Origin of the sequence: Granulicella sp. S156, assembly GCF_009766105.1 — a bacterium.
Classification (GTDB): Bacteria; Acidobacteriota; Terriglobia; order Terriglobales; family Acidobacteriaceae; genus Granulicella.
The window spans coordinates 159,595-172,612 of sequence record NZ_LMUH01000025.1 but is presented as its reverse complement, the minus strand read 5'-3'; the positions used below and the strand labels follow the sequence as shown (position 1 = coordinate 172,612).

At 57.8% G+C, this 13,018-nt stretch carries 16 protein-coding genes and 3 tRNA genes; 8 read left to right on the top strand and 11 right to left on the bottom strand.

The window, feature by feature from the left end; all coding sequences use genetic code 11:
• Nucleotides 1–127: 127 nt before the first annotated feature.
• Together GSQ91_RS19525 and GSQ91_RS19520 are read left to right on the top strand one after the other, a co-directional pair.
• The gene (locus tag GSQ91_RS19525; protein WP_158823436.1) at nucleotides 128–529 is read left to right on the top strand and encodes a YtxH domain-containing protein; all 402 of its coding nucleotides are present in this window, start codon (nucleotides 128–130) and stop codon (nucleotides 527–529) included.
• A gap of 191 nt (nucleotides 530–720) precedes the next feature.
• Nucleotides 721–1,284, top strand: a complete 564-nt coding sequence (locus GSQ91_RS19520; protein WP_158823435.1) for a hypothetical protein — start codon at nucleotides 721–723, stop codon at nucleotides 1,282–1,284.
• A 109-nt stretch (nucleotides 1,285–1,393) separates the two neighbouring features.
• On the opposite strand, the gene mnmA is transcribed toward GSQ91_RS19520, so the two are convergent.
• Nucleotides 1,394–2,506 carry a tRNA 2-thiouridine(34) synthase MnmA gene (gene mnmA, locus GSQ91_RS19515; RefSeq protein ID WP_158823434.1) on the bottom strand — a complete coding sequence of 371 codons (1,113 nt, stop codon included), beginning with the start codon at nucleotides 2,504–2,506 and terminating at the stop codon, nucleotides 1,394–1,396.
• A gap of 211 nt (nucleotides 2,507–2,717) precedes the next feature.
• On the opposite strand from mnmA, the gene GSQ91_RS19510 reads away from it, so the two are divergent.
• A complete protein-coding gene (locus GSQ91_RS19510; protein ID WP_254064726.1) occupies nucleotides 2,718–3,977 on the top strand; it encodes an MFS transporter in 1,260 nt (419 codons plus the stop codon).
• On the opposite strand, the gene GSQ91_RS19505 is transcribed toward GSQ91_RS19510, so the two are convergent.
• The 7 genes from GSQ91_RS19505 to GSQ91_RS19475 all read right to left on the bottom strand — a co-directional run bounded on the left by GSQ91_RS19505 (nucleotide 3,943) and on the right by GSQ91_RS19475 (nucleotide 7,107).
• Nucleotides 3,943–4,236 carry a hypothetical protein gene (locus GSQ91_RS19505; protein WP_158823433.1) on the bottom strand — a complete coding sequence of 98 codons (294 nt, stop codon included), beginning with the start codon at nucleotides 4,234–4,236 and terminating at the stop codon, nucleotides 3,943–3,945. The two genes, GSQ91_RS19510 and GSQ91_RS19505, sit on opposite strands and share 35 nt — an antisense overlap.
• A 114-nt stretch (nucleotides 4,237–4,350) precedes the next feature.
• Nucleotides 4,351–4,710 carry a hypothetical protein gene (locus tag GSQ91_RS19500; protein ID WP_158823432.1) on the bottom strand — a complete coding sequence of 120 codons (360 nt, stop codon included), beginning with the start codon at nucleotides 4,708–4,710 and terminating at the stop codon, nucleotides 4,351–4,353.
• A 30-nt stretch (nucleotides 4,711–4,740) separates the two neighbouring features.
• The gene (locus GSQ91_RS19495; RefSeq protein WP_158823431.1) at nucleotides 4,741–5,250 is read right to left on the bottom strand and encodes a hypothetical protein; all 510 of its coding nucleotides are present in this window, start codon (nucleotides 5,248–5,250) and stop codon (nucleotides 4,741–4,743) included.
• A complete protein-coding gene (locus GSQ91_RS19490; protein WP_158823430.1) occupies nucleotides 5,247–5,918 on the bottom strand; it encodes a hypothetical protein in 672 nt (223 codons plus the stop codon). Before GSQ91_RS19490 ends, GSQ91_RS19495 begins: the two co-directional genes overlap by 4 nt.
• Nucleotides 5,919–6,047: 129 nt before the next feature.
• Nucleotides 6,048–6,197, bottom strand: a complete 150-nt coding sequence (locus GSQ91_RS19485) for a hypothetical protein (protein WP_158823429.1) — start codon at nucleotides 6,195–6,197, stop codon at nucleotides 6,048–6,050.
• 163 nt (nucleotides 6,198–6,360) lie between these two features.
• Nucleotides 6,361–6,437, bottom strand: a tRNA-Arg gene (locus GSQ91_RS19480).
• Between the two features lie 7 nt (nucleotides 6,438–6,444).
• Nucleotides 6,445–7,107: a hypothetical protein gene (locus tag GSQ91_RS19475; protein ID WP_158823428.1), complete on the bottom strand. Its 663-nt coding sequence runs from the start codon at nucleotides 7,105–7,107 to the stop codon at nucleotides 6,445–6,447.
• Nucleotides 7,108–7,174: 67 nt separating this feature from the next.
• On the opposite strand from GSQ91_RS19475, the gene GSQ91_RS19470 reads away from it, so the two are divergent.
• On the top strand, nucleotides 7,175–7,912 hold the full coding sequence (locus GSQ91_RS19470) for a hypothetical protein (protein ID WP_158823427.1): 738 nt from the start codon (nucleotides 7,175–7,177) through the stop codon (nucleotides 7,910–7,912).
• Nucleotides 7,913–7,999: 87 nt separating this feature from the next.
• Here GSQ91_RS19470 and GSQ91_RS19465 read toward each other — a convergent pair whose 3' ends face one another.
• The 3 genes from GSQ91_RS19465 to GSQ91_RS19455 all read right to left on the bottom strand — a co-directional run bounded on the left by GSQ91_RS19465 (nucleotide 8,000) and on the right by GSQ91_RS19455 (nucleotide 9,982).
• Nucleotides 8,000–9,040, bottom strand: coding sequence for a YheT family hydrolase (locus GSQ91_RS19465; protein WP_158823426.1), 1,041 nt, complete (start codon nucleotides 9,038–9,040; stop codon nucleotides 8,000–8,002).
• Nucleotides 9,040–9,834 (bottom strand): DUF72 domain-containing protein, encoded by a 795-nt coding sequence (locus GSQ91_RS19460; RefSeq protein ID WP_158823425.1) that lies wholly within the window; start codon nucleotides 9,832–9,834, stop codon nucleotides 9,040–9,042. The genes GSQ91_RS19465 and GSQ91_RS19460 overlap by 1 nt, the downstream gene beginning before the upstream one ends.
• 73 nt (nucleotides 9,835–9,907) lie before the next feature.
• Nucleotides 9,908–9,982, bottom strand: a tRNA-His gene (locus tag GSQ91_RS19455).
• Nucleotides 9,983–10,107: 125 nt separating this feature from the next.
• Between GSQ91_RS19455 and GSQ91_RS19450 the strand changes: the two genes are divergently transcribed.
• The 4 genes from GSQ91_RS19450 (at nucleotide 10,108) to GSQ91_RS19435 (ending at nucleotide 12,995) form a co-directional block, all read left to right on the top strand.
• The gene (locus GSQ91_RS19450) at nucleotides 10,108–10,662 is read left to right on the top strand and encodes a DUF4112 domain-containing protein (protein WP_254064724.1); all 555 of its coding nucleotides are present in this window, start codon (nucleotides 10,108–10,110) and stop codon (nucleotides 10,660–10,662) included.
• A 176-nt stretch (nucleotides 10,663–10,838) separates the two neighbouring features.
• Nucleotides 10,839–10,915: transfer RNA gene (locus GSQ91_RS19445), tRNA-Pro, on the top strand.
• 415 nt (nucleotides 10,916–11,330) lie between these two features.
• Entirely contained in the window at nucleotides 11,331–12,350 is a 1,020-nt protein-coding gene (locus GSQ91_RS19440) for a P63C domain-containing protein (RefSeq protein WP_158823423.1), read from the top strand.
• 87 nt (nucleotides 12,351–12,437) lie between these two features.
• Entirely contained in the window at nucleotides 12,438–12,995 is a 558-nt protein-coding gene (locus GSQ91_RS19435) for a hypothetical protein (RefSeq protein WP_216845338.1), read from the top strand.
• Nucleotides 12,996–13,018: the final 23 nt, after the last annotated feature.

The window sequence follows — 13,018 nt, the reverse complement described above, 5'->3', positions numbered from 1 at the left end:
GTCGTCCTGCTTGGACGCAACCCGCCATCTTTGGTAGGCATCCACCTTGAATAGGTGCGACACTTTCCATACGATCGGTCGTGCAGCCGTTCAGCATCGCAGCAAGTTTTAGACGAAGGAGATCGCAATGGCGGACAACGAAAGCAGTATTGGTGGGTTTGGATGGTTCCTCGCGGGGCTTGGACTCGGTGCGCTGGTAGGCGTACTCTACGCCCCGAAGGCAGGCAAGGAGACGCGTGAGGAGCTGGTTGCCCGTTCTCTCGAGGCGCGTGACCGCGCCAATGAGCTCTATAACCAAGGCCTGGAACAGGCCGGGGAGTACGTGCGGCAGGGTAAGCAGGTTGCCGGCCAGTACGTCGATAAAAGCAAGGATTACTACGACAAGGGCCGCACACAGTGGAGCCAGTACGTAGATAAGGGCAAGGATCTGGTGCAAACCCATGTCGATGCGGCTTCCGCGGCTGTCGAGGCGGGCAAAGACGCGTACATCAAGACCGCGACTTCCAGCGATCCGGTGGAAAACTCTTAGTTCGAGGTTTTCTGCTGCAAGCGGGGCCGGCAGTGCCGGCCCCCTTTGCTTTGCAGTTTTGGTTTCCTTTGCAGGGCTTGCGGCCTTAGGCTGGGAGACAATACAGTGGGCCATGCGTAATGGGGACGATCCCGGCTATGTGCCGGACGATATGTGCCGGGCAATATGCGCCGGACAAGAGGAGATGCTTTATGCCAGCTACTCGCGGCTTGATGATGTTTTTATGGCAATCGACCAATGGATTGAGCGGTCGTGACTTACGTTGGTTGATGATCTTTGCTGGAATCATCGCGGGGGCTCTGGTTGCGCAGGCTCTGTTTTTTGCGATGGCGGCAACTTTTGCGTCGAAATTATTGTTGAAGCTTGAAGGCATCGCGGAACGCACTGAAGAGCGGACTGGCCCGTTCCTGACAAAGACTACCGAGCTTTTGGAAGATATTTCTCCGAAGCTCCGCAGTATCAGCAACAACGTCGAGCAGATGTCCTATACCGTGCGCGCCAAGTGCGATGAGGTCGGCGAGACGCTCACCCAGCTCAATCGCACGGTGGTGGACGCCAACAATAGGACGCGCACCCAGGTGGCTCGCGTGGATGGCATCGTATCGGATGCGCTGCATACGACCGAACAGGTCTCGCATGTTGTGCAGGAGGGAATCCGCGTTCCCGTGAAACAGATTGCAGGGATTATTGCCGGGCTCAAGGTGGGATTGGAGACGTTTGTGAAGCGTTCTCCGTTTGGGAGAAGCAGTAAGTAAAGGATATGCATGTGAAGCAAAAAGCCTCTGCTCCGCAGAGGCTTTTTGCTTTTATTTTCTAAGCCTTTTTACGATTAGTGAAAAGGCTCGAAGGAGACCGTACGGCAGGTCACATAATCCAGCCGCCGCCCGCTACTTCATCGCCCTGATAGAACACTGCCGACTGTCCTGGAGTGATGGCGCGCTGGGGCTCGTCGAAGGTCGCCTCAATGCGATCAGGGGCCGTAACACGCAGGGTTGCCGGGGCGGGCTCGTGGCGATGGCGAATCTTGATCGTGACGCGAATCTCTTCGTTCGGCTCGGGGATCGAAACCCAGTTCAGGCGGTCAGCGACGAGCGTTTGCGAGAGCAACTGGTCATCCGGGCCGACCTGTACCGCATGGGAGTCGGGATGAATGCTCAGTACGTAAAGCGGCTGCGGTGAACTTATCCCCAGGCCCTTGCGCTGTCCGACGGTGAAGCCGTGGATACCCTCGTGGTGTCCCAGAATCTCGCCGCTGGCGGAGACCAACTCGCCAGAGCTGTCCGGAAGTTCGCGGCCCTGCTCGTCGAGATAGGCCTTCAGAAACTGGGAGTAGCTGCCGCCGGGGATGAAACAGATCTCCTGGGAGTCGGGCTTCTGGGCCAGCTCCAGGCCATGATCGGCAGCCATCGAACGCACGGCCGGCTTCTGCATCTCGCCGAGCGGAAAGAGTGTGCGCGAGAGCTGTTCCTGGGTCAGCCCAAACAGGAAGTAGGTCTGGTCTTTGGATTTGTCGGCGGGCCGGGAGAGAACCCAGCGTCCGCGAGCCTCGTCGTAGTGGTTGCGTGCGTAGTGGCCGGTGGCGATGCGGTCGGCACCGATCTGGCGTGCGGTCAGCAACAGTTGATCGAACTTCAAGTGATTGTTGCAGAGTGTGCAGGGGATGGGCGTGCGGCCGGCCAGGTACTCGTCAACGAAGGGGCGGACCACCTCGTTCTCAAAGCGCTCCTGCGCGTTGACGAGATAGTAGGGAATACCGATCTGCTCGGCGACACGCCGGGCGTCGTAGACGTCGTCAATGGAGCAACAGCGGCCCTGCACGGTTTCGGGCATGCCCTCGCGTCCGGCTAGACGCCGCTGGTTCCAAAGCTGCAGCGTAAGCCCGATGAGGTTTCGTCCTTCGGCATGCAGCAGCGCCGCGACCGCCGAGGAGTCGACGCCGCCGGACATAGCTACGGCAATGGTGTTGTTGTGTGACATACTTCGTTCCTCTTCCATGATAGAGCGATTTGAACTTTGCTGTAGCCTTGGAAGGAGCTTGCGGCTTGGCTTTCCCTCGGACGAAAGACGCGTAGAACTTTTTAAGGGATCATTAGCGGCTGTGTGACCGCTTTCGTCTCCTGTCAGCGTTAAGATGGAAGTACGACGAGCAGAATAATGTTTTTTTGAACGATTGGACCAGGTAGACACGATGTCGGGTCATTCCATGGAGACGCAGAATCAATCCGAGATGAAGGGGCGCTGGGCGCTGCCGTTTCTAGGCATTGCCTGCGCCGTTGGTGTGGGCTCCATCTACTATGCGCAGCCTCTGCTGCTGGTGATGGGGAAGAGTCTGGGGCAGGGCGCGCGGGCGATGAGCCTGGTCGCGGTCGCGACGCAGGTCGGCTATGCCTGCGGCATCCTCTGTTTTGTGCCGCTTGGCGATGTGTTGGAACGCCGGAAGCTGATGATGCGGATGTATGCGGGCGTCTCGCTGGCGCTGTTGTTGGCGGCGTTTGCGCAGGGGCTGACGGGCATGATCGTCGCCAGCATTCTCATCGGGTTGCTGGCTTCGGTAACCCATGTGGCGCTCCCGATCGCTCCCGACCTGGTGCCGGAGGAGCGGCGAGGGCACGCTATCGGAACGGTCATGACGGGGCTGCTGTTAGGGATTCTGCTCGCCCGGAGTTTTGCCGGATGGGTGGCGAAGCTGAATGGCTGGCGGACGGTATACGTCCTGGCAGCGGTGATGAACCTGGCGTTCGTTCCCATCATCTTTCGGGTGATGCCGCGGCTGGAGCCGCGCCAGTCCTTGAGTTACAAGGCCACGATGCGGTCGTTGTGGACACTCTTCCGCAAAGAGCCGTTGCTGCGGGAGGCAGGCGTGCTGGGGGCTTTGGCCTTCGGATCGTTTAGCTGCTTCTGGACGACGCTGGCGTTTTTGTTGCACGCCCACTACGGGATGGGGCCTGGCGTAGCGGGAACGTTCGGCGTGGTTGGCGCAGCCGGTGCTCTTATTGCTCCCGTTGCGGGCAAGCTATCCGACAAGCACGGGCCGCGTTTTGTCGTGGGGGTTGCGGGCGCTGTCCTGACCTTCTCCTATATTTGGCTCTGGTGGACTGAGCGCTGGCATATTTCGACGGCGCTGCATATGGTGACGCTGGTGGTCGGCGTGATTGCGCTCGACCTGGGGGCGCAGATGATGCAGGTAGCCAACCAGACGCGGATCTTCGGCTTGGGTTCAGAGGCTCGGAGCCGGCTGAACACGATCTACATGACGATGTACTTTACCGGTGGCGCGGCGGGGTCAGCGCTGGCGGGGCTGGCGTGGTCGCGTTGGAGCTGGGACGGCGTCTGCCTGCTGGCGGTTGGAATGGTTGCAGCCGCGGGGCTGCGGCATGCGACGGGGTATAGCCGAACTCATGCCGAGGTGATCGTCAAGATACCGAACGAGGAGCGCGAGTTGGTGTAGATGTTACGCGAGGAATATCCAACTCTCCATCTGGGTCGTAGGCTGCGCGACAGAAGCTAGCTTCATAATGTGCCGTGCGCTGGCTCAATTTGTTTTGAGTAGCAAGATTCCAAGCCTTCAGGCTCGCAAGCACGTCCTCTTCCGGCAAAGAGTTTCCCCAGGATCCAACAACGCCGAGTACATCCGATTCCGCACCTAGAAGAATCAGTGTGCGATATAGCTCCTGAACGATCTCTTGATTTGGCTGATAGTTCTGCATCGTGTCTCTCCCCTGCAATTGCATTGGAGTGCCGAACCTGCCGATGGGGATGCCCTCAACCTGCGGCACTCCGCCCTTTTGGGACGCTGCTGGATGTGGGGATGTTGGGCGATATTATGGATTAAGTTTTACCGGTAATAGAACGATCCCGTCTCTCTCGATAAATCGCTTTTGTTTGATGTGGTAATTAAGCGAATTCTGGATGAGATACGGTCGCATTTGTTTGGCGTTATAGAAGCCGCCAGCCAAGAGTTTGGTAGCAATTTCGTTCTTGCTGAGTCCATGAGGATATTCCCACAGTAGAATTTCCGTTGCCTCACGAACCTCTCGAATAGCAGAGAATCGGCCGACTGTAGTCGTTGTGCTATCGAGTTGTGCGCGGATCAGATCAAGCTCCGCCATCCGTACCGGCTCGGCGGCGCGCAATTCCGCATCGATAGCGGCTTGGCGGCGGCGTAGCTGTTCGGTCGACATGCTTATGACAGTTGGCATTTGTGGATAAGTTTACAATGCCGAAAGCCTATCGAGGCAACGCGGAGCACCGTTAACCGAAAGCAATGTATGAGCAGTAGCGAGCATCGATATGAGGTATTCACCGCTCAACCGGGCGAATATGTGCGGCACGCCGAATATTTTGGACCAGACGACCTCGGGAAATGCTAGCGTGACGATGAGTGACTGCATTGCAGCGTCTCTCATGACCATCACGAAATCTGCCGGTTCTATTCGCTGGTGCGTGACTGCGGCCTGGCAAAGCTGTACAAGAACAAAGGTTGCCTTCCATCGATCGATTACACCCTGAAGGCGGCTGGAATCGCGCCAGTAATCGCTGTCGCCGTCGACCCAATTGGACGTCGCAATATCGCCGCGTAGATTCGCGAGGATGTCTTCGGGAAGCTTCGCGAGGAGATCCTCGCAGGTGTGTATGTAGTCTCTTCGTGCACGATGGAACGCGAACCACGCTAAAGCAAAAATGGTCAGGGAGGGGAGAATCAGATATCCAATATGCGTCATAGCCAATTTCTCGCCAGTGGTTCGCGTTTGCCGGTGGTGAGAAGCCGCGAGAGATTCGCAACGATCTCAGTATGCCGGGGATTTAGAGTTATTTGCAGCTCTGTATGCGAGACGGCTAGCACCCAGATAGCAACACAGACGATTTCTGCCAGGTTGATCAGGATGGTACCAGCCTCCTGTAGGGAATGTTGGGGACGGGAAAGTAACAAGGAAGACAGGTAGGTGAAGATTACGCTCTGCGCTAATCCGCATGCGATTAAATGCGGGCGACGAAGCCATCCGAGACCCATTACGAATACCCACAGGAAGAGCAGCAGCATGAGTGTCACGCTTGCGAAGTTGACCGCCGTCGAACTCATAAGCATCCATTGTTGGATCTCTATATAAAGCCTCGGATCGTGTTTCACTGCAATCCATCCGGAACCTGCAGAAATAGCGATAATTAGCCCAAAGATCATGGAGCGGATAGATACCGAAAGATGATTGAATCCTGGAATCGCAGCGAGCACGTCCGCCATGATCCATAGCCGGAAGAGGCAAAGAATGCCGTTACCTAACCAATAAATCCAAAAGAAAATTGTGTAATGAGGGCGCTCGATGATGAGGGCTGCCTGGGCTGCGAGCGTGAGGATACAAGTCGCGAAGAGGGAAGGGTATTGCCCGATCAAACGTCTCTTCGCGAGCGTATACCCGAGCAGAATGTAAAGCGCGTAAATCGCGTACATCATTAGATCGATCCACCAGTTAGAGTGCACGGCACACCTCGCGCGAGGGTGCCGTGCGGTGCATCATTCCATTTACTGGCAGCTTGTCGCCTTCGGATTGCACGTTGGAACGGGACCAGAGAGCACGTTGCTGGAGGCGATGCCGAGGTCCGTGAGGGTGGATCCAACAGCGAGGGAAGCAGCGCTCAAAAGGAGCCCGGCGACGATTAAGAGTGTCTTCATTTTTGTTCTCCGTGCGCAGTGGCGCATTGAGAACATTATTTCGGACTTTGGCTAATGTTGTGCGCATATTTCCTTGGGGAAACTAAGAAACACTAAAGCCTTGCAATCGCAGCAGGAGCATCGTGCAATTTGTGGCCCCCCCTGGACGTTGCTGGAGGGGGGATGGTGGGCGAGGCAGGTCTCGAACCTGCAACCCCCGACTTAGAAGGTCGGTGCTCTATCCAGTTGAGCTACTCGCCCGGCTGGTTTAGCCGAGATGCCGGACGCGCAAGGGGAACGCATCCGCTGAATCGATTGTAGCCGAGCCGCGCGTTGCTTCAAGTTCTTTGCCACGCAGAAGTGCCACGACGTCTTCCAGGGCGGCAGCCCAGCGCTGCGTCGCTTCGTCGGCGTTCTCCCCCAGGGCGGTGACGTACAGGGTTACGGCGAAGCCTTCGACTGGGCCGTTGAGGTCAAGAAGCGCGGGACGCAGAACGCATTCCAGTGCGGCGGCGTTGTGCGGAAGCTTCTGTGCGCGGCGTACGATGCGGTCGAGCCTGTCCTGCTGTTGGTGCGCTGAGGCAAAGACGGGCCGCTCGCGCCACAGCAGATCGATGTAGCTTGCAAAGCCGAAGTGGGTAGCCTCGGGGTCGAGGTCGAGTTCCAGGCGCAGGGCTTCGAGGTCTTCTGCGTGGTCCTTTGCAGACATGCGCCAGGTGTCGCACTTGGCGGTGAGAAACGGAGAGCGGGTCGCATTCAGGGCGCGCAGGGCTCGGCCCAACGGAGGGAAGCGCTCGGCCTCGGGGATCTCGGCGATGTCGTAGGGTTCGGCGCGCAGGTCGACGAAGTGCGCGTCGCTGTCAGGGTCGGACCACGGAACAACAAGTGTGGGAGCGTCGGCAGCGCATTCGGCGGTCCAGTCAGCAAGCATCTTTTTAGAATACGGCAGATGGGACACTGGAGGGATAGAGTAGGTTTTCTCTATGGATCGGCCACCTATGAAGCTTCCAGTATTGTCACCTCGGTATGACATAGCACTTCGTGCTGCCATGGATTACATCTTCAGCAACTTTGAGCCCTTCGCTGTGATTGTGTCGGGCTCGATCGTCCGAGGCAATCCCGATGCCTCGAGCGACTTCGACATCCTTGTGCTCCACGAGCATGCATGGCGCAGGCGTGTGCAGAAGTGGTTTGAGGGTGTCCCCGCGGAGATATTCATCAACTCGACGGCATGGGTGGAAGGCTATCTAACGCAGGAAGCTGCGGAAGGGCGTCCAATCTTCGCCCATATGCTGGCTACTGGCGTTGTCGTCTTCTCGTCTTCGCCAAAGACGGAACAGATCATCGGGATGGCGCGCGCGACCCTGGAGACGGGAGCGAGTTTTTCAGAAGCTGCGCTGGAACAACAGCGGTATGCCGTTGCATGTCTCTTTGAGGATGCGGTGGATGTGGCCGGTCGGGATGATGTGACGGCGGCCCTCATCCTGGGGCGTGCTGTTGACGCTACCGTCAAATATTGGTTTGCCACACGGCAGAGATTTTCTGTTCGTTCCAAGGAGCAGCTTCTTGCGATTTGCGCAGAGGATCCTGAGGCAGGAAGGTTGATTGAGCAAACGCTGCTGGCGCCGAGTATGGAACTTCGAGTGAGCGCTGCACAGGAGCTCGCTCAGTCTGTTCTTGGACACACCGGCTTCTTTGAATGGGACAGTGGACCGAGTGACGCCGATGCTCGATGAGGTTCCGGGGTAGTCAGGAGAAAATCTTTAACGCAGAGGGCGCAAAGGTTTCGCGGAGGTCGCCACGGCACCCTTGGGTTTATGCGATCAGGCGTGCGCTAGAAGAAATTGTTTTGCTGTGTGTTCCGCCCAGTAACCATCGTTTTCGTTGGTGGCGTCTGGTGGAGCGAGAAAGGCGCAGTGGCCGCCCTGTTGCGTTTCGAGCAGCGTGATGTGGGGATTGGCGTCGATGATGGTGCGGGTCTCGGGGGAGAAGCGGATGAAGGGATCGTCGCAGGCGTGCAGCAGGAGCGCTGGAATGGCGATGCGGTCGAGCACGCGGGCGGCGGCTGCGCGGTAGTAGTAGTCGTCTGCAGACTGAAAGCCCGAGTAGAGGGCGGTGATGCGGTCGTCGAACTGCCGCACCGAGGTGATATTCCAAGCGCGTTGGGGATCGAAGGCGCGGGGGAAGAGCATGGCTTTGCGGCGGAAGCGCTTCAACAGAGCTCGCAGGAAACGGCGTTCGTAGAGACGGTTTTGGATCAGGTGGAGAGCGTCGGCTGAGGCGTCGAGATCGACGGCTGGCGAGACGCCGATCACGCTGCGCAGCTCTGGAGGGGCGTCGGTGCCGAGTTCGCCGGCCAGTTTCAGTACGAGGTTACCGCCCATCGAGTAGCCGATGAGGGAGATCGAGCGCAGGCCCTGGGTTTCGATGAAGAAACGCATCACGCGGCCTACGTCGCCGGACAGGCCGGAGTGGTAGAGGGTCGGCGTGAGGCGCTCCGTTCCGCCGCAGTTGCGCATGTTCATGCGGATAATATTGCAGCCCGCCTTCCACAGCTTGTTCGCGTTGCCGATCACGTACTGCGAGCGCGACGAGCCCTCCAGTCCATGCACGATGATCGCTGTCGGCCGCAGAGGACGTTCCGGCAGAGGCTGCCAGTGGCACTCGCAGAGTACCTGGCTGGAGATCTGCGTGCCGTGTGCGGGGGAGACCTCGACCAGCTGCGCTACCGAGGTGGGCAGGTGGTTGGGACGGGGCAGGAAGTTGCCGAAGATGGTCTGCAGATGGCCGTTGGAGAGCCAGGGGCGAGGAGTGAACCTGACATAGCCCTCGGGCCAGGGATCGGTCTGGCAGCTTGCGGCCATTAGCGGGCCTCCGATTTGCTTAGCTCGGCGGCGCGGTGGAGCATAGCCAAGGCGTTCAGGGCGCCGGTGGGTTCGTCTTCGTGTTTGAAGTAGACGTAGACCTCGCCCTCTTTGGAAAGCTTGGTAAAGCGGGCGGCGAAGGTGTTGAGTTTTGACGGAGAATAGCCCCCGTCGCGGCGCAGGCGGTAGCAGCGGTAGCTGGCGGTCTGGATGTCGGGGGTGGCTAGGTCGTCGCTTTCGGCCACGCAAAGTGTGGCGTTTTGCTGCTTAAGCAGTGCGTAGGTAGCTTCCGTGAACCAGCTGGGGTGGCGGAATTCGAAGGCTATCTGCAGGCCTCTGGTGATTTCTAGAGAAGTGAGGAAGTCTTTTAGACGCTGTAGATCTGCGGAAAAGTTCGGGGGTAGCTGGAAGAGTAGGGGGCCGAGTTTCCCGGCCTCGCGGGCGGGTTCCAGGGCGGCGATGAACTCGGCGACGGCCTCCTGGCTTCCGCGGAGGCGCTGGAAGTGGGTGATCCGCTGGGGGGCTTTGAAGCTGAAGCGAAAGCCTGGGGGAGTTGCGTCCAGCCAGCCTTGTAGCTGGGTGCGGGTGGGGAGTGTGCGGAAGGTGTAGTTCACCTCAACGGAGGTGAGTTTTGAGGCGTAGACCGGAAGGAAGGCGCGCGAGGGGACATCTGCCGGGTAGAATCCTGGCTTCCAGGTGGGGTAGGCCCAGCCGGAGGTTCCCACAAAGAGGTTGGCGGGCGAGGGCGCGAGCGAGGCGGCGGGAGTGGCGTTGAATTTCGGGGCTCGCGGCAAGAACGTGTCTCTCGGGCGCCTAGCGGGAATACCGACCTGGGCGTCGATCGCAGGTGAACTAGAAGAGGGTGATTGGGGCGGCTAGTGGGTTTCGAACCCACGACATCCGCTGCCACAGAGCGGCGTTCTGCCACTGAACTATAGCCGCCGTATCGAGATTGATTGTAGCATCCAACAGGTGTGGAATGGTAGAGGCAGGAAACAGCGAACAGGAAACAGAGAACAGAGATCAGAGAACAGAGATCAGCAACGGCAGAAGCGGAACAGAAACGAATGGCCACGGTGAACCCCATGAGCGCGAAGACGACACAACCTGAGATTTTGCTGGCGGGAGAGCCGGTGCACAAGCGCTTCGGGGGGGCGGGGGGAGCGTTCCGCGATGAGAACCTCGACCTGCTCTCGCGGGTGCTCGACACCTGGTTCCGCATTCCCGGCACGAGTATTCGGTTCGGGCTCGACGGCATCATCGGGTTCATCCCAGGGGTGGGGGATTTTCTGGCGGGGGCGGCGAGCTGCATCATTGTGCTGGCGGCGTTCTTCCGCGGTGTGCCGCTGGTCACGATCGCGCGCATGGTGACGAATCTCGTGATCGAGGTGGGCGTGGGCATGGTGCCGGTGCTGGGCAACCTGTTCGATATCGGCTGGCGCGCTAACCGGCGCAACTATCATCTGCTGGAGAGCAGCCTGTATGGGCCTGCCAGGGATACGTGGCGCGACTGGATGTTCATGGGGCTTCTCGCGCTGGGGCTGATCGCGCTGGCGATGCTGCCGTTCCTGCTGCTTTTGTGGATAAGTCGTGTGATGGTCCACGATGTGCGGACCTGGTAAAGAAAGACCAAGGGTATGGCTGTGGTCAAAGCTGTCGAGGGATAGTGTTGGATGTTCTTGCTTTTCTGGTTGTCATTCCCCCTGAGCGCAGTCGAATGGGAGGGAATCTGCTTCTTTCGCGGTCACTGAACTAGGGTGTGGTCAAGCCTGTTTTCAAATGCGATAATGGAGGAAGTCGGGGCGTAGCGCAGCCTGGTAGCGCATCTGCTTTGGGAGCAGAGGGTCGGGAGTTCGAATCTCTCCGCCCCGACCATCTAGATTCCCTTCAAATCCTCATAAAACCCAATAGAGATGCGGTCTTGGCGTGTTTTGCTCGTTACCGAGCGTTACCCGCCGTTATCCCCCGTTGTACGCCGGAATGCCGATTTCGGGTAGCCCGCTAGGAACCTTGATAGGGTCCGCAACCGGGAAGGGGCTGTGACGGCCTTGCATCACGTTGCACCTGGGGCATACAGGCTTGTCGTCAGCCCAGCGGAGCGCTGCCGCCGCGTCAATGCAGGTCTAGACATCGGAGTTGTAGCGGATGGCTTCGGTAAGAGTCTTCGGTGTTGTATCTATGTCGTACGTGCATGCTTGCATTGCAAGCATGCACGTTTATAGATTATGCTTGCAAGATTGTTTCGCCTGGAGTAACGTTTTAGTTGTTGATAGCAAGCATGGAGGCAGCGATGGAAGAGAAGAAGGACAGCGTACAGACGAAGGGCGGCAAGGCAAGGGCTGATAAGCTCTCTCCCGAAGAGCGCAGTGCAATAGCGCGGGATGCAGCAGAGGCAAGATGGGCTAGGGACGGCGAGGTGGAGCGTTCCCCGAAGCTCCGCGCGGATTTCGGCTCTCCTGATCGTCCACTCAAGATCGGCGACCTTGAAATTCCTTGCTACGTCCTGAATGACGGTCGCAGCGTGATCACTCAGAACGGGATGCTCACCGCGCTGACCATGAGCCAAGGAACTGCTACTAAGGGTGGCCCTGATCGTTTGGCAAATTTCGCGGGTACAAAGTCGATTAGCCCTTTTGTCTCCACTGCGTTGCGAGAGATGATCACCAGCCCAATTCGCTTCCGTTCTGGAGGTCAGTTGGCTTATGGATATGAGGCAACAATCCTCCCTGAATTGTGCGACGCGGTACTCTCTGCGCGTCAGGCCGGGGCACTCAATTACCAGCAAGATCACATCGCCAAGCAATGCGAAATCTTAGTGCGGGCCTTCGCCCGCGTCGGCATTGTTGCCCTTGTCCATGAAGCTACGGGCTATCAGGAGATTCGTGACCGCGATGCACTGAATCAAATCTTGCAGCTTTACATTTCGGAAGAGTTGATGAAATGGGCACAGACATTCCCGCTTGAACTTTACAAGGAAATTTTCCGCCTCAAGGGTTGGCCTTGGAATAATGGAAGAATGCCGCAAGTGGTTGGCAAATATACCAACGACCTTGTCTATTCGCGCCTTGCTCCGGGAATCCTCGAAGAACTTCAGCGCAAAAACCCTGTAACTGAGAAGGGCTATCGCAAGCATAAGCACTTTCAGTATTTGACGAGGGAGATCGGCCATCCCGCGCTGACACGGCACATCTACGAATTGCTTGGCATCGCGCGCGCATCGGATTCTTGGGAGAAGTTCTATCGCACAGCAGATCGTGTTTTCCCGCGCGTCAATACGACACTCGCCCTGCCATTTGGGGACGAAAACTAAAAGGCCGGACAGACGAACGCCCAGAGGCTACAAGCGCTGGGCGTTTTCTCTTGCCCTCCTGCCCAAACACCTGAAAGCATGGCTGGCATGAAAACACTCTTCAGGATTGCTGTCATTGCCTCCTGTGTCACGTTTGCTAGTGCTCTATGCGCTCAAACCCCTTCCGCATCTGAGCCTAACCCGATGGCGAACATGCCCTCTGAGGCTGAGGTCGGGGAACTTGTAGCCAAAGCCGCCGAAAAGGTTGAGGCATTCCAAAAGACTCTTGATTCGGTGAAGCCGATTCTCGATAAGGCCGACTCCTCCGCATATGCCAAGGATGAGAATGCAATAGCGGGCGCTCGCTCCATTCTTGCTGCGCTGAAAAAGAACGGGCGGTCTGCATATGCTCTGGTTGGCCTCCTCTCGACATTGGATGACCTCGACCTAGATGCAACGCAAGATTCCAGGGCAATCATATTTCTTGGCTTCCAGACAATGGCGAACAACAACAAGCTGCCAGAAGGAATGACAGCGGCGGTAATAATGTTGGACTCATCCGCCACAAGTCTCTATGACATATCCGAACTCGTCATGCACGCAACGCTTCGGTTTGTCGGTGGAGAAGAGGCTGTACTGGCTCAAATTTTTGCTGAAAAGAAGTAGCGTTTCCCTACAGTCCCTATGCG